At 52.7% G+C, this 18998-nt stretch carries 13 protein-coding genes; 7 read left to right on the top strand and 6 right to left on the bottom strand.

Annotated features, from left to right (window positions below):
- Window positions 1–70 precede the first annotated feature (70 nt).
- Genes OEV49_05140 through nrfD form a run of 3 tightly spaced genes read left to right on the top strand, consistent with a single transcriptional unit; the run spans window position 71 to window position 2801 of the window.
- On the top strand, window positions 71–811 hold the full coding sequence (locus tag OEV49_05140) for a hypothetical protein (GenBank protein ID MDH3890448.1): 741 nt from the start codon (window positions 71–73) through the stop codon (window positions 809–811).
- Window positions 808–1581, top strand: coding sequence for a 4Fe-4S dicluster domain-containing protein (locus tag OEV49_05135; GenBank protein MDH3890447.1), 774 nt, complete (start codon window positions 808–810; stop codon window positions 1579–1581). The genes OEV49_05140 and OEV49_05135 overlap by 4 nt, the downstream gene beginning before the upstream one ends.
- A gap of 2 nt (window positions 1582–1583) precedes the next feature.
- Window positions 1584–2801, top strand: coding sequence for a polysulfide reductase NrfD (gene nrfD / locus OEV49_05130; protein ID MDH3890446.1), 1218 nt, complete (start codon window positions 1584–1586; stop codon window positions 2799–2801).
- 73 nt (window positions 2802–2874) lie between these two features.
- Here nrfD and OEV49_05125 read toward each other — a convergent pair whose 3' ends face one another.
- Together OEV49_05125 and OEV49_05120 are read right to left on the bottom strand one after the other, a co-directional pair.
- Window positions 2875–5238 carry a pentapeptide repeat-containing protein gene (locus OEV49_05125; GenBank protein MDH3890445.1) on the bottom strand — a complete coding sequence of 788 codons (2364 nt, stop codon included), beginning with the start codon at window positions 5236–5238 and terminating at the stop codon, window positions 2875–2877.
- A gap of 6 nt (window positions 5239–5244) precedes the next feature.
- Window positions 5245–5874 carry a toll/interleukin-1 receptor domain-containing protein gene (locus OEV49_05120; GenBank protein MDH3890444.1) on the bottom strand — a complete coding sequence of 210 codons (630 nt, stop codon included), beginning with the start codon at window positions 5872–5874 and terminating at the stop codon, window positions 5245–5247.
- A 184-nt stretch (window positions 5875–6058) separates the two neighbouring features.
- On the opposite strand from OEV49_05120, the gene OEV49_05115 reads away from it, so the two are divergent.
- Window positions 6059–6508 carry a DUF4231 domain-containing protein gene (locus tag OEV49_05115; protein MDH3890443.1) on the top strand — a complete coding sequence of 150 codons (450 nt, stop codon included), beginning with the start codon at window positions 6059–6061 and terminating at the stop codon, window positions 6506–6508.
- 572 nt (window positions 6509–7080) lie between these two features.
- The gene (locus OEV49_05110; GenBank protein MDH3890442.1) at window positions 7081–7560 is read left to right on the top strand and encodes a DUF2087 domain-containing protein; all 480 of its coding nucleotides are present in this window, start codon (window positions 7081–7083) and stop codon (window positions 7558–7560) included.
- 282 nt (window positions 7561–7842) lie between these two features.
- Here the strand turns inward: OEV49_05110 and OEV49_05105 are convergent, their stop codons facing one another.
- Window positions 7843–10680 (bottom strand): DUF2723 domain-containing protein, encoded by a 2838-nt coding sequence (locus OEV49_05105; GenBank protein ID MDH3890441.1) that lies wholly within the window; start codon window positions 10678–10680, stop codon window positions 7843–7845.
- A gap of 162 nt (window positions 10681–10842) precedes the next feature.
- Here OEV49_05105 and OEV49_05100 point away from each other — a divergent pair, with 162 nt between their 5' ends.
- A complete protein-coding gene (locus OEV49_05100; protein MDH3890440.1) occupies window positions 10843–11091 on the top strand; it encodes a hypothetical protein in 249 nt (82 codons plus the stop codon).
- On the opposite strand, the gene OEV49_05095 is transcribed toward OEV49_05100, so the two are convergent.
- The 3 genes from OEV49_05095 to OEV49_05085 all read right to left on the bottom strand — a co-directional run bounded on the left by OEV49_05095 (window position 11088) and on the right by OEV49_05085 (window position 17194).
- Window positions 11088–12929 carry a hypothetical protein gene (locus OEV49_05095; protein ID MDH3890439.1) on the bottom strand — a complete coding sequence of 614 codons (1842 nt, stop codon included), beginning with the start codon at window positions 12927–12929 and terminating at the stop codon, window positions 11088–11090. The two genes, OEV49_05100 and OEV49_05095, sit on opposite strands and share 4 nt — an antisense overlap.
- Window positions 12926–16354 (bottom strand): hypothetical protein, encoded by a 3429-nt coding sequence (locus OEV49_05090; GenBank protein MDH3890438.1) that lies wholly within the window; start codon window positions 16352–16354, stop codon window positions 12926–12928. Before OEV49_05090 ends, OEV49_05095 begins: the two co-directional genes overlap by 4 nt.
- A gap of 102 nt (window positions 16355–16456) precedes the next feature.
- Window positions 16457–17194 carry a DUF4159 domain-containing protein gene (locus OEV49_05085; protein ID MDH3890437.1) on the bottom strand — a complete coding sequence of 246 codons (738 nt, stop codon included), beginning with the start codon at window positions 17192–17194 and terminating at the stop codon, window positions 16457–16459.
- 535 nt (window positions 17195–17729) lie between these two features.
- Between OEV49_05085 and OEV49_05080 the strand changes: the two genes are divergently transcribed.
- Window positions 17730–18827, top strand: a complete 1098-nt coding sequence (locus tag OEV49_05080; protein ID MDH3890436.1) for a PDZ domain-containing protein — start codon at window positions 17730–17732, stop codon at window positions 18825–18827.
- Window positions 18828–18998 lie beyond the last annotated feature (171 nt).

Here is an 18998-nt window from a genome sequence, read left to right as displayed (position 1 = left end):
TTAATGAGGTCATCTTTATCATGGCGCCGAGTTTTACGAACTCGAGACGAAGGAAGAGAATAAGAGAAATATGTCCAAATTCCCCCAACAACTGGTGCCGTTAGTGGTCATGATTGTGGCTATTATCGGCAGCCTGGTAACTGCTCGAATGCTTTTAGTCCCCGACAGTTTCGGTGACTATGGCCACTATCGAGCGGACAACACCGACGAGGTGGCTGCTTTGGAACTAGCCTATGCCGGGGCTCAAGCATGTAGCGATTGTCACGATGAGGTTTATGAATCCAAGCGGGCTTCACACCACAGCGGGGTGGCTTGCGAATCGTGCCATGGTCCGGCCCTGGCTCATGTGGATGATCAGGATGCACACACTCCGGATGCACCCCGTGGTCGTGATGGTTGTATGTTATGCCACGGTTACGATCCGGCGCGACCCTCCGGTTTTCCGCAGATTTTGCCGGCGTTGCACAACCCTGGCAAGGCTTGCCTGACTTGCCATGACCCCCACGAGCCGCGACTGCCCCACACGGCTGAGGAATGCTCTGCCTGCCATCGCGAGATATCCAATCGTAAAATGGTGTCGCATCATTCTTCACTGCCCTGTACGCAGTGTCACGAGGCGTCTTCCGAACACATGAAAAACCCTCGTGCGACCCAGGCGGAGAAACCACGAGGCCCCGACGTCTGCGGTGTGTGTCATGCCCGCGGCGCCGACAGTTCGCGAGAGATTCCGCGGATCGACATGGACGATCACGGCGGTCGTTACATCTGCTGGGATTGTCACTATCCTCACTTTCCGGAGGCGAGTCTATGAGCAACAACAAACCGAAAATGGCCCGCCGCGAGTTTCTTGAGAATTGCACAAAAAAGCTGCCGGGATTCTTCCTGTTGTTTTCTGCTTTGAACGTTGAGAAAATCCTCGCGGCCGACACCAACGGCGAATATGACCCCACCGAGCATGACTATGCCATGGGTGTATCGATACACAAGTGTATCGGCTGCGGACGTTGCGCCGACGCCTGCAAAAAAGAGAACAAAGTACCCCTAGAACCCCATTTCTTCCGCACCTGGGTGGAACGCTATGTCATCGAATCCAACGGCGAGGCGATTGTCGACAGCCCCAACGGCGGAATCGATGGTTTCCCGGAGATAGATGAGAAAGTGGATGCCCTGCGCAGCTTCTTTGTCCCCAAACTTTGCAATCACTGCGCCAACCCGCCTTGTGTTCAGGTTTGTCCGGTCGGCGCCACTTACACAACCCGTGACGGCGTAGTGTTGGTCGATGACACCTATTGCGTCGGCTGCCGGTACTGTATTCAGGGTTGCCCCTACGGAGCGCGTTACCTGCATCCGGAGAGGCATGTGGCCGACAAATGCACTTTCTGCTACCATCGGATCACCAAAGGCCTGCTGCCGGCTTGTGTCGAAGTCTGCCCTACCCAGGCTCGAATCTTCGGCGAGGTCGGTCAACGCAGCAGTCCGTTGAGGCGTTTCGCCCGTTTTAATGATATCACAGTTTTGAAACCGGCTCTCAACACCAAGCCGAAAGTCTACTACGCCGGTGCTGACGGGGAGGTGAGGTAACTATGGAAACCGTAATTGCCAACATCGCCAACGCCCTGCCCGGCACGACCGGATATATCTATCCCAATGAGTTTGAGCTGCACTGGGGTCTGCTGGTAGTAATCTATCCCTACCTGACCGGACTTGTGGCCGGCGCTTTTATTTTGGCCTCACTCGAACGAGTTTTCAAAGTACACGAAATCACGCCGGTCTACCGACTCTCGCTGGTGTCGGCTTTGGCCTTTCTGGTTATCGCCCCGCTGCCGCTGTTGGCTCACCTGGGTCATCCCGAGCGGAGTTTTGAGATGTTCCTGACGCCAAATACTTCATCGGCCATGGCCATGTTCGGCTTTGTCTATGCCTGGTATCTTATGGGTGTGCTGCTTTTGGAACTCTGGCTGGACTACCGACGTGACATTGTTAAATGGTCCAACGAAAAAACCGGCTTGCTCAAGTATTTTTACAAGTTCTCCACGCTGGGTGCTACCGATGTCTCACCAAAAGCACTCGAATTTGATGAGAAGGCGAGTCGATTCATTACCATTTTGGGTGTGCCATCGGCATTTCTGTTGCATGGTTATGTTGGTTTCATTTTTGGATCGATTAAGGCCAATCCATGGTGGAGTTCGGTGTTGATGCCTATTGTGTTCCTGTTTTCGGCGATTGTTTCAGGTATCGCCCTGATGATACTGATATACATGATCGCAACCATGTTCCGCTGGAAGAAGATGGACATGGCCTGTCTGAACAAGCTGGCATCGTTCTTGTTGTACGCCATGTTGATCGACTTCACTCTGGAAGCCCTCGATTTCATTCATCGCCTATATGAGTCAGAGGAATCGATTACAATTCTTTCGGATATGATATCCAACCGTTTGTTCATCAGTCTTATCATAGCCCAGATTATTCTGGGCAGTGTGGCGCCGCTGGTCGGTATTATCCTGGCTAAGCTCGGCAAGGTGCCGGACGAAATGAAGCGAATGTTGTATTTCATCGCCGCCGTATTGGTGCAGGTTGGTATTTTCAGCACTCGTTGGAATGTTGTCGTGGGCGGCCAGTTGTTCTCCAAGAGTCTGCGCGGTCTGACTGTTTACAAGCTCGAACTGTTCGGGATGGAAGGCTTGTTTATGGCCGTGACGTTGCTGGTGGCGCCGGTGGTGGTGTTGTACATCCTGGTCAAACTGTTCCCACCGTGGATGGATAAGCCGGAGCTTGAAAATGTTGCCAAAGAGGTTGGTTAAAGCTCATCGAATCCATCAGTAGTCGAATTCACCAAACCCGGCCTCATGCGGCCGGGTTTTTTTGTTGGGCGGATTATCGGGCAAAGTCTGATCTGTCTTGTTCGAGGCGCGAACTGTCGAAACGGTCCTGCCGGTCGGAGGAACCGGGCGCCCTGACGCCTCTAGGCTCTCTTTGCAGTATGCGGAGAGTGCGCGCGTATGACGCCGTTGCCGCTACGATGACTCCGAGGGTCAACAGCATGCTGGCCAATGTCGGCCAGACTTTCCCCCACACTTCGACGCCCTCCGGGCCAAAGGCCCACATGGAGAGATAAAACATCGCCTCCCCACGAACGTAGTTTACGGCCAAGGCTATCAAGAGCAGCACAGGGGCAGATGCCCATATTAGGAGTGAGTACTTCAGCGTTCGCCCGCCGCCTGATGCGGGCAGGTGTCTGGACCACAAAGGAGAGTGTTCTGCCAATAGCCCAACGAAAAGGTATCCCAGGTTCCGGGACGATGGCACGCCGTCCGGTTTAATGGCTGGCAGCGTGGATGAGTTTATTCTCTCGAAAGGAGACGAGGTCAGTAGTGATAACCCCAAAAACAGAACAATGCCGCAGCCGGACATTGTACCTACGCCATAAACAAAGAAACTCTCCCAGAATGGCAAGCTAGTGAGAACAAGGGTCGCGCCTGCGTAGGTCGGGGGTATGAGCACCATCAATTGGGCAGATGATTGCCCAGTCAGATCCTTGTCCACGAATTCCAGGGCTTGACTATCGACCTCAGACAGCTTTGCGCCGGAGAGATTGGTAGCTCGAAACTGTGTTGACCTAAGTCCTTCAGTTTCGCTCAGGTCACAGTCACTCAGATCAGCGCCGTCCAGTACGGCGTCACCGACATACGCACCCTGCATTTTGGCTCGTCGCAAGCTCGCACCACTGAGGTCGGCATCGGGAAGATCAGCCTCTCGCAAATCGGCTTGATCAAGGTTTGCATTGACCAGGCTCGCCGACTTCAAACTTGCACCCTGGAGGTTCGCTTCCAGTAACATTGCCTGTCTAAGGTTGGCTTCATCAAGTCTGGCATCCTGAAAATTGGCGCCGCTGAATCCCGCGTTTTCGGCAGTGAACCCGGTCATGTCAGAACTTGTAAAGTGTGCCTTGTCGGCTTGAACATATGAGAGGTTCGCCTGCCGAAAAGTCGCTCCGGAAAAATCACAAGCAAGAAGCGAGGCGGCGGACAGATCAGCATCGGTGAAATCGGCGTTCCTGAACTTGACACTTTTGAAGAACGCCTGCTGAAGATTCGCCCCCAAAAAATCCATCTTGCTCCAGTCGCCCCCATCGACTTTCAATTGCTCGCCTTCTTTGTGGCCCGAGTCCACCCAGCGCCGGTGCTGTTCGAGCATTTCGTTGTAAAGATCCTCAGCCTCTGTACTCAATGTCCCCGCAGAAATCTCTATCGGCACAGACATTGTAACTTCGATCTTTTTTGGTTCTGCTTTGCGCACATATGCATCACGGTTTTCCATCAGACCGTCGACATCTTCGAGGTTGTTGCCTATCAAGCCTGCCAGCGTCTCGTAAGTGTAGGGTAGACTTCCGGGAGACTTGGAAGGCCGTTCACCGACCGCCAGGCTTTCACCAAAACTGTAGAATGAATTGTACGGGATTTTGGTGATCGCCATTAGCTCACTCAGTATCACCGACTTTGGCACCCAGTCAGCATAGAGTCCGGCCGTTTGGTCTTCCATTAATTCGAGCCAGTACTTCCCCTCTTTATCCGCCTGTTCGACATCGAAGCGACTCACAATCGGCAGCAGTCGCATCACCTGACGATCCTCCGGCAGCTTCTGTTGGGCGGCCAGCGCTTTCTCGGCTACGTACAACACACCATTGAGACTTTTGTGGTTGGGCGTGAATATTACGGTCAGTATGTCCGGCATTTGAATAGTACAAATGCCCCCACCGTCGGTAATACCGGTGCGGCTGTCAATCAGCACAAAATCATAGTTCTCTTTCCACTCGTTGCGCCAGGATTCGATTAGTTCATTGCCACCGAAGTCACGATAGAAGCGGCCAGCATCGAAGGCGCCAACTCTGCGGTAGTAATCTCTTCCTTCGTTGTTTCGTCCTGCCGTCAGCATGTGAAGCGGAATATCGGAGCCGGGTATGCTTATCAACAGCTTGACATCACGCCAGCCGGGCCGGTCGTTTGCTTTCCCCCCGGCCTCAATATGATCAGTCAATAAGTCAATCACACCCGGCTGTTCCGCAGCCATCTTGGGGTCAACTAGTTCTCTGTAGTATGCCTCCAGACCAGGAGCTTCCAGGTCCCAGTCTACAATGAGAGTCCGGAATCCACGCCGGGCCAGCACAAAGGCAATATTGGCCATAGCCATCGTCCGTCCAACTCCGCCTTTGAACGAATAGAATGTGATTACATAACCCATTCGGCCTCATTCAAGTGTGGGCTTGGCCGGTTTCACTTCCGGCATTATCATGTCTGGATCGGTCTCCCAGTTGCTCATGGGTCCATCCAGCCATTCCGGTTTGAGCCAGTCCGGGTTGAAATCCGGTGCAGAGGCGATACACTTGGCCAGCCCCTTGCAGAACTCCTGTATCTCATCCTGAAAATCCATAAACTTTGGAGCCTTCTTGAATCCGTCGGTGTGATAACGGTAGGAGGTGGCATCCATCCATTGTTTGTCTTTTGCAAACGGAGGATAGTGCTTTCCATCGAATAGCCTGACTGGAACGATTACCCCCCGCACGTTGACAACAGTCCCCAGGTCCAATTGCTTCTCACGATGCCTCATTACGGAACATTCGTTCATACACCATGGTGACTTGAAATATGCCACAGACCAGATTGGCAAAAGAACGCGTGATGTTGCCAGAGCACGCTTTAGTGTTGCCGGCCATGAGCCCCCGGCGTGTATGCCTGTACGATCAACAAACTCCTTCAACTCTCGCCCCAGTTCCTCCAACGCGCATCGTTTGACCTCTGGAAGGAAGAACTTGGTGAGCCAATCTTCATCATGATCTTTATGCGGATAGCTGATGAATATATCGTATTCGTAGTCCATACCTAGTTGCTCTGTCTTTAAGCGGTTATTCTCTGAAAAAGCAGAACTTCCACCTTCCAGTCAAGTTGTTTCTGAACCAGCCGGAGTGCGGCTCACTTTGTTGTTGACCACAGTTTGTTCAACTGGTAGATGTTCTACTGGCCACCGGCCGAACACGATCTGCATTAAACGAAAGGTCAATGATATGGACAAAGATAGCTTCAAGAAATACCTGGATGAACGCTACTACGATCAGTTAAACTGGTATGACAACAAGGCCGCAGCCAACCAGAAATGCTACCGGCGGTTCCAATGGATGCTCATAGTACTCTCCGCACTAACTCCGGTGCTTATCCTGGTGGAGCAAGGAAGCATACTCCCCAAAATGTGGTGGTTGCCGCTGTTGACTTCGGTGGTGGTTGCGGTGGCGACCTCTGCTCTGAAAGTGTTCAAGTATCAGGAAAACTGGATCAACTATCGCACGACGTGCGAGACAATGCGAAAAGAGATTCACTATTACGAAGCCGGCGCCGAGGCCTATGGTGAGGTCGAAGATAGAGAAGCATTGTTCGTCGAACGGGTCGAGAGCCTGATCTCCCGCGAAAACACGATCTGGCTGGCTGCACAGAAACAACAGAAGCGAAAGCCGTCGTAGTAGCTGCCGATACCTGAGATGGTATGGGGTTGTGAGTGCTGTAAGGCGACTCGCCTGACAGCTTTGGAATACGTCTGCCAGCGTCGGGCGGGGTCGCCCATCGTCACACGGTCAAGCACCAACTCACCCCGAGCCTAGTCGAAGGGTTTACCCTCCCCAAACAAGGTTTGAAGCGGCCACCCGACCGCCCAACGTCACACGGTCAAGCACCACATCACCCTGAGCCTAGTCGAAGGGTTTACCCGCCCCAAACAAGGTTTGAAGCGGCCACCCGACCGCCCAACGTCACACGGTCAAGCCGTGTTTGTCGCGCTTCGCGCATTATGCAGGTGTCGGGTCACAATCACGCCACCGGCGTACCCAAGACCCGACACAACATTGTAGAAGCAATCGCAGGGCGGGTCCGTCCTCGCCTGCGCGCCGCGGCGTGAACCCGCCCAATCCGGCCGGACCACAAGGGTCCTGCCCTACTATCTCAAAAACCTCACCCATTCAGTGAAAAACTAATTGACTTTGTACCGTCAACTGAGTTAATCCTTACTCGTTAGTTGTCATACCCAAGGAGACTACAGTTGAACAACGTCGAATCTTCGATCAGAGAAACAGAATTCTTTACTACTTCGGAACTGGCCCAGAAACTGAAGATGAACGTCCAGGTGATTACGCGCAAAGTTCAAGCCGGCGAAATCCATGCCTACAAAATCGGCAAGGACTGGCGCATCCCCGAACAGTCGGTACTTGACTGGCTTGAGCGAAACTCCAACCGTAACGGTCGTTCACCATCAACTCGTTCTTCACCTGTGAAACGCACCGCCAAGAAAGCCAACTCTGATGCGGCCGGTGAACCTCGCCGCACGGCGCTGCTGGAATACATAATGGCTCAGTTTGAGCCGCAGCGTGACTACACCGAATCGGACGTTGACCGCATAATTGCTCGTTATCATAGCGACACGCAGGCGGTCCGCACCGAATTGGTGGCCCTGGGGATGCTGACTAACGACCTGGGTCAATACCGCCGCGTACCCGATTACCGTATGTCACCGACCGGGTAGTGTCTTTCACAGTTTTATTGTCTCTATGCATGCCCACCAAAGGCGGATGGCACCCTCAAACTCGGTTTGGGGGTGGACTTGTTATCCGCCCCAAACAAGGATTGTGGCGGTCACCCGACGTGCTCCGGGTGACATCCACTTTACGCACGCGGACGTACACCACGCCCGGTAATCCTGCGGCCCTCGGTTAGATGCATCGATGTATGGCGCGGAGCGAAAAAGGCGGTTTATCACCCTTCGCCTCATACCGAGGCGAAGGGTCATACTCGTAGGTCGGTTGACTTACATTCCGGGCTGACCTCTGGGATTGGGCGGTGGCGCACCACGGCCTCCCTCCAGTTGCTGCAAAAACGGATCGTTTACGTTGATCTTGTATTCCTTGAACAGGTTAATCGCCTGGTTAAGCTCGCTGGTGCGAGCGGTCCGAATGAGAATCATGGCCAATTTCCTAAAGGCATAGCTGGAGTTGGGGTTAGCCCTAAAAGCGTCCCACGCCAACGCGACCCCTTCATCGACCATAGCCGTGTCGACATTGCGCTGGCCCAGTTGAACTTTGGCCAGTCCGAGGTCTTGCATATAAAACAGGTTTTCCGGGTTTGATTCGGCAAATGCCATCAGGGAGTCATGCATCCGATTCCACAACTCGTCGGCGGCGGCGGTATCGCCATCCTGTTCATAAATGTCGGCCAGGTATAAAGAGGTCTGCCAGTACTCAGGATAGACCTCGATCATTTTATTCATGAGGTTCACGGCCTTCTCTTTGGCATCGGAATCTGTGATCCCGGCAGCGGAGTCGATCTTCGCCTGGGTCATGAACTCCTCGTAGATTCGGGATGCGTTTACACCCATAGTGACAAAGACACCGGTAGCGTTTTCCTCGCGATACACTTTAGAGTCGGCATAGCCGTCAAATCGATAGGTATTCATGAACAGGTCATACGCCCTATCGGCGTCAATTGCCCGCGGTGGTGGGTCGTAGCTCAGTTTGTAGAGCATACCAACCGAGTGAATACGGTCACGCAATCCCAGAGGGGATTCGGCGTATGGGGGGGAACTGAAATAGATCGGCTGCTTTAGCTTAAGGGTGTCGTTTTCTTTGTAGGTGCTTTCGAGCACGATTTCATCCATCATCATGTCGGCTACGCGCACGATGCGGCCGTTGAATGGTGACGGTTCAAGGAAAGTCCGGCGCTTACGAGCACGATCAAAGAACGGTTTGGTCGGTCGACCTCGTGGATTGCCGCCCTGTGTTTCGGAGGTGTACCAGACTATCTGAGAATCATCCAGCGAAATCGGCACGCCGTACCGATTCTTCATTTGTTCAACGTACCAATCGGTGTTCAAGAGTGACAGATTGACCACTCGCACATCCAGTCGATAGCCATATACTTCCTGTATGCACCATAGGGGGAAGGTGTCGTTGTCGCCCGAGGTGAACAAGATGGCGTTGGGTTCGCAGGTATCCAGAATATTGGTGGCATAGTTGCGTGGGATGAAGTTTTCCGAACGATCACAGGCATGGTAGTTGTGGGCCAGCGAGACAACAGGCAATAGAGCCAATATCGACGAAGCCATTACCACCGTCCGCCGCCTGGCTGGATCGACACCACTGACTCTGTTAATCAGCCAGATAATTACGGCCGAGATTCCAAGACCCATAGCGACACCAAAAAAGACAAAGGCGGGTGTGAAGAAATAGTCACGGTTGCGTACTTCCAGATAGGCGTCACCGGTCTGAAAACTGTATTGTGTACCGTCGGCGAAATTCATATACAAAATCAGGCCCACCGAGCAGACTAAGAAAAGCGTAAAAAACGGCAGGCCGATCTCCAGGCGTTTGCGAATGGCCGTGATCATGCCGATCATCCCCAACAGGAAGAAGGGCAGGATAAACTCCCAGCCGGTACGTGAATACTGCTCCTCGAAATAGGACCAGAAGCCCATGTGGGCGTGGCGACCAAAGTGATTTTCCCAGGTGCCGCGACGGTTGAACATTCGCTCCAGCATTGAAATCTGTTGGTACTGTTTGCGGTCCAGGAAATTTTCAAACGTTTGCCAGTCGCGAGAGGGGTTGTTTTCGTCGATGCGGGGATTAAGCGAGGACCGAATGGGGATATAACCGTGCACGGACATCCCCATGAAGCCGAAAAAGACGATGGCCAGAGCCGTCTTCCACTGCAGGTTCCAGCGTCGCTGTTTGGATAGTACGGCCAGAACGATGAGCAGTATCACTGCGATCACCGTGGCTTTCTCATAGGTAGTGAACTGAATCATCACCGTACAGACGGATGCGATTGCAATTACCAGCGCCCAGTTGATTTTTTTGTACAACAGCACCAGCAGACCGACACCCATGAACGCCGAGGCGACATAAAAAGCACCGACTCCGCCCCGACCGTTGGAGAATAGCATGATAAAGACCAACTCCATAATGATAAAGCCGCAAAGTGTCAGCCAATCACGCCGGGTGGCTTCCTTTTTCAAAACGAAAAAGACCGAACAGATCGGCAGCACCAAGAAGACGGTCATGTGGATACCGATGCCCAACATGGTCAGGTAGAAAACTAATATCAGCGTTTTGGCCGCTGCGGCTGTGCCACGTTCTTCGAAGTAGCGCAGGGTCAGCCAGACAATGGCCACCGACAAGGCCAAAGCGAGTCCGTAGACTTCGGCTTCGACCGAGTTGGCCCAGTTTGTGCGTGAGAAAGCAACGAAGAATCCACCTGCGATACCGCCAATGTAGGCGACGACACGGTTCATGGGTGAGTTGCGCTCTTCCCTGTCGAAAAAGTAACCGACCAGCCGCACCGTCAGAAGATATGAGAACATGGCCGTCAGGGCCGATGAGATCACCGAAAGGTAGTTTATTCGGTAGGAAATGTCCTCGACAAACGGAATGAGTGAAAATAAGCGGCCGATAATCACAAACAGCGGAGTACCCGGGGGATGGGGTATGCCCAGGCTGAAGGCGCAGGCGATAAACTCGCCACAGTCCCAGAATGAGAAGCTGCGCTGAACTGTCAGAGCGTAAACGACAAATGACACCAAAAAGACAAATCCCGCCAGGCCGGCATTGGTTCGGTCGAATCCGGGTCCGGCGGCGTCGTTGTTTTCGATCAAAATATCCTCCTAAAGTCGTTGTCTCTTATACCGATAATCCAAAAAAGAGGCCTAAGAAACTTTGGACAAACAAGGCCTCAAATATAATGATAGCAGGTCAAATAACAACAGAATTATTTGTCGCCACTCGCAATGAGTGGGTCTAGACCCTGGAGGTCCTAAATGTTTATCTGGTGCGCTGTTTTGTTCATCTTGGGGCTACTTGCATTCGCCGATGCACTGTTCAATATGGGTGAGGTCTTCCGTCGCGCAAACTCAATTGTCTTTCTCTTGATTTCGCTGGCTTTGCTGATCCGCACTACCACCAAGATTAAGCTGGGGAAGTGGGAAGATCGTGAAAGCAGGGTTTTTGATCTGGAGCGACGGGTGCGACAGTTGGAAGCCGAAAAAGAGAGACAGCCGGACTTTTAGCCGATTGACTCGTCCTCCAGGTCTCGCAACTTCTGGCGGACTTCCGAGGTAAACGGGTAGTTGGGGAACTCTTCCAGCAACTTCCGGTAGATCAATTTGCATTCTTCGATCCGCTCGGTGTCCGAGTAGTAGATATCCCCCTTTGCCTTCAGCCCGTAGGGGTAGTAGTAAGATTCAGGGAATCCTTCCTCAAGGCTTTGAACGTACTTAAGGACACTCTGCGTGTCGTTCTCAGACAGAGATATGTTGACCAGTCGGAACAGCGCAAAATCGGCCAGCGCAGCTCCCAAGGGACCTTCAGTGATCCCCACCAAGGCAGCTTCCATTGAATCCTGCATGCGGCGCAATTCATATTCTGTGACCTCAGCGTAGGCGGTCATCAGAGCCTTGTTCTCTCCGACACGGTCCATCACCATAAGCAACTGCATGGCGTCATTGACAAAAAAGCCGCGCGGGTAATCCACCATCAACCTCTGCAACTCCACTTTGGCAGAATCGAAATCGCCGGCACAGAAATCGATAACAGCCAGGCGGTAGGTAATCTCCTCGGCGATATCTTCAGGGAGCTGCATTTGTGTCAGCCTGGCGAAACTACTCTTAGCTTCGGCCAGCTTTCCCTGACGCAGGTCACAATATGGTCTGGCCACCTGCGATCTTACATGGCCAATGCCGCGCTGGTAGTGGGTGGCGACTGAATCGAAATAGCGACGAGCAGTCTCGTATTCGGCCAGATGGTCCAGATAGAGCATGCCGATGTAATACAAGCCCTCGCCCTGATCCTGGACGCGAGGGGAGTAGGCCACTAAGTTCTCATAGACTGCAATCGCTTCCTGGTAGCGCTTGATCTGAGTCAGCGCATCGGCGTACACGAAGTACGCTTCCGTCATCACCGGACTCTGTAGGTAATGGTCAAAGAAGTACTCGCCCATGCTGATAGCCAGGTCGTACTGGCTCCTCTCCCGACAACTGCGCATGAACCGCACCAAGGCCTGCCCGTTGCGCTCCTGTAGGGTGTCCAGTTGAAAGGTGTAGGCCAGAGCTTCGTCAAGGCGTCCCACTTTCAGGTAGTAGGCAGTCAGGGCTTTCAAGCCATGGAGATTCGAGGAGGTTGAGATACCCTCCAGTAGGGTGGCTTCAGCCAGCGCCGACGATGCAGTGAATTCAAGCAGAGCCAGCAGGCGTCGTTCGGCCGTTACCGCATCCCTGGTCGTGTCCGCAAGAAGCGGCAGGTAGGCCAACACTGCCTCGCGATACAGCCGCTGCGCCTCCAGTAGAATACCACGCTGGAGTGCAAAGGCCGAAGGATTTACGATTCTTCCTTCGTATGACTCCATCAGGCTGAGCGCCTCCTCGGCAAACCCGGAAGACATCATCGAGTTTGTTACAGCCAGGTACTCCTGGTCGGATTTGGCCAGTTGTGACGCTTTATAGAACGACTCCAGCCCGTCTTGAGGTTGATGCATCTGCACCTGTACACGCGCCAGGTCCAGACGGTACCGACATTGATTGGGGTACTGCTCGATCATCGCATTGGCCAGGTCCAAGACCTTGGGCAGATAGCCCAGCCGGTCATAGCACTGTCGGAGTAGATTGTATACCAGTGAGTGGTTTGGGATTTCCGACAATAGCGGCTCAAGCAAAGCCGAGGCGCCGTGGTAATCTTTGTGGTTGATCAACTGACGCGCCAGCCGCACCTGCATATCGAATTCCTCGGTGGTGGCCGGCTTCTTGATGATATTAATCGCCGGTTTAGTGGCTACGTCGGCAACTGCTGCCTGCCCCCACAATAGACAGAGCACCGCACTGACAATCAAAAGCTTCCGGATGGAACTCATCATGGTTGAGCAGGTTGATCGACGGCGTTAGGGTTGATGAGTTCGCTCTCCGCTTTCAACAGAGCTTTGAAGTATGCCTTTATCTGGGCTTCATACTGGGGAGGATAGTCATCCGAGAGGTAACGACGCAGCCTGTCCTCGATATTTACACCATCGTCAAGCATCCCTGCCGGTAACTGCGGGGGCATGTAGAATTCACCCGACTCAGGTGAAGCGGCACGACGTTGCTCGGTGAAATCACGGCGCTGAAGAGACCGGCTGGCTTCCAGAAGCCGCGAATATATCTTCAACTGCCGCTCGGTGGTTTCCTGTCCGACATTACCCGAGGCCAGATCTTCTTCTACCTTTTTCATCTCTTGCGCAATGTCATCCAGACGTCCCAGAATCTGCCGGGAGCCGCCCATTTCCTGGTTAAGCTCTTCGACAGATTTGCGGATAGACGCCTGCTCCGAAGCCAGCCGTTTCATGGCCTGTCGTCCGTTTTCTCCAAACTTCGGATTGCCCTCTCCGCCCGGCTTGTTGCATTGCTTTTGGGTCTGTTGGTTAAGTTCATTCTGCTTGTTGCACTGGCCTTGCAATTTTTTGACTTTGTTGTCGCACTGGCCACCGTTGTTGCATTCTTTCTGGCTGTTGAGAGACTCTCTGAGCCTGATGGACGCGCGGTTCAGTTTTGTCATCGAACTGCGTTGCTCCTTCATGGCCTGGCTGCGCTTTTTGGCTTCGAAGCCTTCCGAGGCCAGTTCCATGTTCTGGACTGCGCTGTTTACCAGACTTTGCAGTTCGGCGGCAACAAACGGCGACTGTTTACCCAGTTCGCTCAAGCGGTTCTTCAAACCGTTGCAGGAACTCTTGACATCCTGCTGAAGCGCCGCCATCTCACGCAACATGATCGACTGCGAGTTGATCAGGGCGGCTTCGTTACGCAGGTGTTCCTGGTTTTGCGAGAGCTGGTTGGCGTCGTCAAGAGCCGCTTGCATGGCTTTCTCCATCTCGTCGTTGTCGTCCCCTTTCATTGAGGCCAGTTGCTGCTGCATGGTGTCGATCATCGACAGAAGTTTAGACAGAGCTTTCTTCCCCTGTTCGGACGCATCGTCTTTCTTTTGCGACTTCAAAGCCTCGGACATGTCCGACATGTTTTCGTCGGCATCGGTTTTTTCAACGGCTTCGCTGAATTTTTGAAACTCCTCTCGCATGTCTGCTTTGGCTTGCTTGGCCAGATTCTGCAACTCGGCCGCCTTCTTTTTCAGTTCGTTCAATGACTGAAGGTTGGCGTCCTCGTCTTTGGATACCTGAGGAAGTTGGTCCTTGTCGGACGATTCGGTTTTTTCGTTGGTTGCTTCCTGCTTCTTGGCCAGTTCTTCGGCCTGTCGCACCAGCGCCTCCATGGCCTGCTCCAATTGCAGTTTCTTCAGCAGAGCCAGGGTCCGCTCCAGACGCTCAAGCATCTCCTGCTGGGTCAGCTCGAATTCCTCGATGGCCTTTTGCATCTCCTCCGGGTCCATGTTCTGAAGCGCCTCCATCAGCTTTTGCTGAGCCGCTTTCATCTCGGGCGTGGCAACTTCCTCGAACAGTTTTTGAATCTGCGCCAGCTTTTCCATTATTTCACGACTGAGGAAACTGTTTTCGGCCATCTTGTCGACAGACTCTTCCATCTGTTCGGCCGACTTTTCAATTTCTTTCAAGAGCTGGGCGTTCTTGTCAGCTACGCTGGAGATTTCCTTCTGATGTTGCCAGTCGGTTTTGCGAACGTCCTTTTGTTGTGCCTGAAGTTTGCGAGCCACGTTTTTCATCCGCTCGGCAATCTCCTTGCCCGTTTTCAGAAGATCTTCGGTGCGGCTGATTCGTTCGATACCGGCTGTCTCCGTTTGCGCGATGATTTCTTCCAACGAAGGGAGCCGGGCGACATACTGACGTGTGCTGGTCACTTTGGGGCCGGTCACTCGGTCGTTGTCGGCCAGTTCAAGATGATAGAGCACATAATCGCCGGGGTAGAGACTAAACTGATCCATATCCCAGTTGAAAGAAACATCCCCTTCCGTTTTGATGCGGTCGGAGAAGTGCAGCACGGCCACGTGCTCTTCAGACATTTGACGTTGCGAAAAAATAGAGTACTTCAAAACCAGCGATGAAAACCCGAAATCGTCGAAGATGCGCACCTTCAACGGCAGTATCATTTCGTCGCCGAGATTCACGTCGAAGCCGGGACTGAGCACGTCGATTGAAGGATATTCATCGGGGATCGCCGTCACGTAGTACTCGATCGGATCGGGGTTTTCTTCGCCCAGATGATCGGTCAGGCGGACATAGTAGGCGCGCGAGCTGTCAACTTTCAGCGCCGTCTCGGCTGCCTTGCCGGTAATCTTCATGGGACTTTTGCTGGAATCTTCGAAAACCAACATAGCCGATTCCACCGGCAGGTTGGTTTCGATTTGCATGTTGACACGACTGCCGACCACGGCTGAGAACGAGCCGTTGTTTTCATCGATTACCGACGGCGGCATCTCGGTGTATTCGGGGTAGAAGATCGACAGCTTGATACCCTCGACCCGCGGACGGTCGACCACGTCGACTTTCTGGATTTCAGTTTTCAACCGACCCGCCTCGACAAAGTAATCAAACGACTTGTTGATCTGGCGCAGCTTTGTCGACACCACCATTGAGTCGGCCTCCCCCCAGCCGGCACTGTTTATCCGGGCCAGTTCAACCTCGGTTTGCTGCCAGCCGCCGCCGACCAGGCGATAGTGTATCACCGCATCTTCGGGAAAACGGTCGCCATAGAGAACGCCGCCTATTTCGATATCACGATACTTGACCCACTCGACCGATCCGGGGAAGGGCGTCAGTCGATAGCCCAGCGGCGGGGCAATCTCCTCGGTCGGGTTGGAATAGACCTCATACGAATAGGTGAACAGCCCCGGCGCCAACACCAACATCGCTATTGCGACTACTGAAGCCACGGCCAGTACCCGGGCCGTCTTCATCACCGGGTAAAGACTGACCGCTTCGTTGAAATTCAATTTGCCTGATCTATCCAGCGCCTGTCGTTCGGTCATGGCGATCAGGTCGGACGAGAAGCCTCTTTTGTCTTTCATGCGGGCAAACTGGATGGCGGCTATTAATCGTCCCTTGAGATTCGGGTGCTTTTCTTCCAGCCGCACGGCCATGCTGTCGATATCGCCGCGCCACAGTCTGGCCAGCCCGTACTTCACGAACAAGTATCCAACCACTGCGACCATCAGCGACAAAAGCGACACTTTTAGCCAGACCGGTAGAACCATCACTCCGGCCAACAGCGACAGCAGGATCGACCCGGCAATCAGCGCCACCAAGGTGGCCACCAGTCCGCCGGTCAAGCCGACCAGTCTTTGTTTTGTGAGTGTCCCCTTCAGCCTGCTGATAAGCGTCGAGCTAGTTTCTTTGTCGCGCATGGCAGTTACCTCGAATCTATGTTTATTCGGCCGCGAGTCGGCGACCAGTGTTACTCAAATCAGACGCACCAACGGGGGAGACCGTTTGAGAGCCTTTGGCTGTCAATACAACAGCGCATAAGTCACTATATTTACACCCATCCGAAAGGCTTCCTCGCGCTTTTCGGGCGGGTCGTTGTGAACCTGGGCATCTTCCCATCCATCCCCTATATCGGACTCGACCAGGAAATACAAAACCACCCGTCCGTTCAAAATGATAGCGTAGCCACGAGCCGGGTTTTCGTCGTGCTCGTGGATTTTGGGTGGACCGTTGGGGAAATCGTGGAAACAGTGGTACAGCGGATGATCGAATGGAATCTCGACCACTTCGCGCTCCGGGAACAGTTCGGCCATCTCCTTACGGAACGACTGGTCCATACCGTAGGAGTCATTGACAAACAGGAACCCACCGGCGGCCAGATACTGCCTCAGCCTCTCTTTTTCCTCGGTGGAGAAATCGATCACACCGTGGCCGGTGGCAAAGAGGAACGGATAGCGATACAGGTCGGCGTCCATGATGGTGACTTCGTGCTCAAGCGTATCGATCGGGAAGGCGGTGTTGTCGCGCAGATACTTCAGAAAGTTCGGCAAAGCCGAGTTACCCCAGTACCAGTCACCCCCGCCTGAGTAATGCAGCCGGGCCACGCGCAACGCCGACGGATCGGGATTGATCCCTCTGGATGCTTCGACCCGCGCCCGATTGGGCATACGCCGACCTCTGGCTTGCCCGAAAGTCGTGGCTGCCAAGAGGAGCAGGCAGACCATACCGCCTGCAATAGCTATGGATACGCGGTATTGCATCTATATAATATACAGCCCAAATCCGGTTTTGGGTGAAAATAATGTTGGGGTGGGTGGGTGGGATATCGACGCGCTTTCCAGTGGCACATTTGTAAAACGCCACTCTCGCCACCAAGATAGGTATCTTGGAGCACCAGAGCCATCGCATGCGGATGTGATGGCCTGGTCAAAATTCCTGAGAAATTGCTTGATTTGGTCTCCGACAGGTGGTTTAATTCCCATCTTATGCCGATAAATATATAAAAGAGACTTTTTGAAAAGGAGCACGAAATGTCATTCGGGAACAGATTATTCAACCTCCTGCGCCCCAGTCGTCAAAAGTCCAACACCGACAAGAGCGATTCCTCAGTTCTGACCAAACACGCTACAGCTAAAGAAAGTGGGACAGGCCAGGGAACTGGTAAAAGAGCCGCTAAGAGATAGCTGACCTATCATCTCGTATCTGATGGGGGGAACCCTTTTTTCATAAAAGAAGGGCATTCTTGTAACGTTTTTGGGCTTGGGCGACCCTACTCCAAAAAGAGAGGAAATTCTAATGAGTCTTGATAAAGGTGTCCAATTCAGTCTTAACAGGATTACGAGGCGGGCACTAAAGAGATGCTTCCGAGATGGCTCTCTTAGTTATCTATCAGATAATGAGTTGAAAATCATTTTGGGGTACATCCGGGACAGAGTACCAAAAGGGAATAAAGACATCTCCGACGACGTTGCCAATCAAGTACTTATGGAAATTGAGATCGAGTTGCAAAGGGGTTATATAAAGCGCTCGGGAGCAACAGACGTACAGGTCCTCGGTAGTTTCATCAAAAACCGAGTACCGCAGACCGTGCGGGAAATCCTTGATGCTTCCGGAAAAAAGTACCAAGGCGTATTAGGGATGATCTTGACCAAGAAGAGAAAAAACGATAACAACGATCGTCCGGTCATTATCATAAAAACCATTTTTCAAGGCAGCGAGGCAGACAGAGCAGGGCTTAAGATAAACGACCGTATCATCGGAGTGGGATCTGAATCAGCCATAACAAAACGCCAAATATGGGATTTTCTAAAATCGATAGCTCCTGGCTCTAGTTCTAAGCTGATCATAACCAGAGAGGGAGAGACCAAGACCCTTACCGTCGACCCTCGCAATGTCGCATTCGATGCACATACTGAGGAAACCGAATTACTCGACGAACACATTTGGGCTCAGGCTGTCATTCCTGATACGCGAGTGCGACAGATTTTTCTTGACGTTGTCCGGGAGGCACTTCGAAGTATTGACAACCCTCGTGCCCGGGTTGTTTTGATGCTCACGATTCTCACTGAAATGCAACCAAGTGAGATTTACAACATTAGCGATTCCGACAAAGAACAACTACTTTTGAGCCTTGAGGAACAGATTGAATTGGAAACAGATGAGCGCGATCTCATTGGTGATCTTGACCCCAGTATTCTCAAGAGTATCTCAAACGTCAAAACTATGTTGCATCGCGCTAAGAGAGAATTTGTGAAAGCCGTAGTCCGCATAGTAAATGAAGCCCTGGCTGGTAATCTTATAGATGAGGATAAGCAAACGTACCATACTCTAAGGCGTTATGCGATAAAGTGCCAAAAAGAGCACCACCCAGCGGATCTTCCGACCCAACCATAATCCCCTCATAAGTAATATCACAAATGCTGCGCAAGCAGTTCCATATCGAGCCAGGGGCTTTGTCATTAATCTTGGCTCGATGCTCTACCCTTCAGCACCGTTAAACCAACGTATTCATGTCGGAATTCCGTTGAGTAGTTCATCTTGCTCAGGCCGCACTGTCGTATTTTC

Source organism: Candidatus Zixiibacteriota bacterium (assembly GCA_029860345.1).
Lineage (GTDB): Bacteria > Zixibacteria > MSB-5A5 > GN15 > FEB-12 > JAJRTA01.
This window is presented reverse-complemented; position numbering and strand designations above follow the sequence as displayed.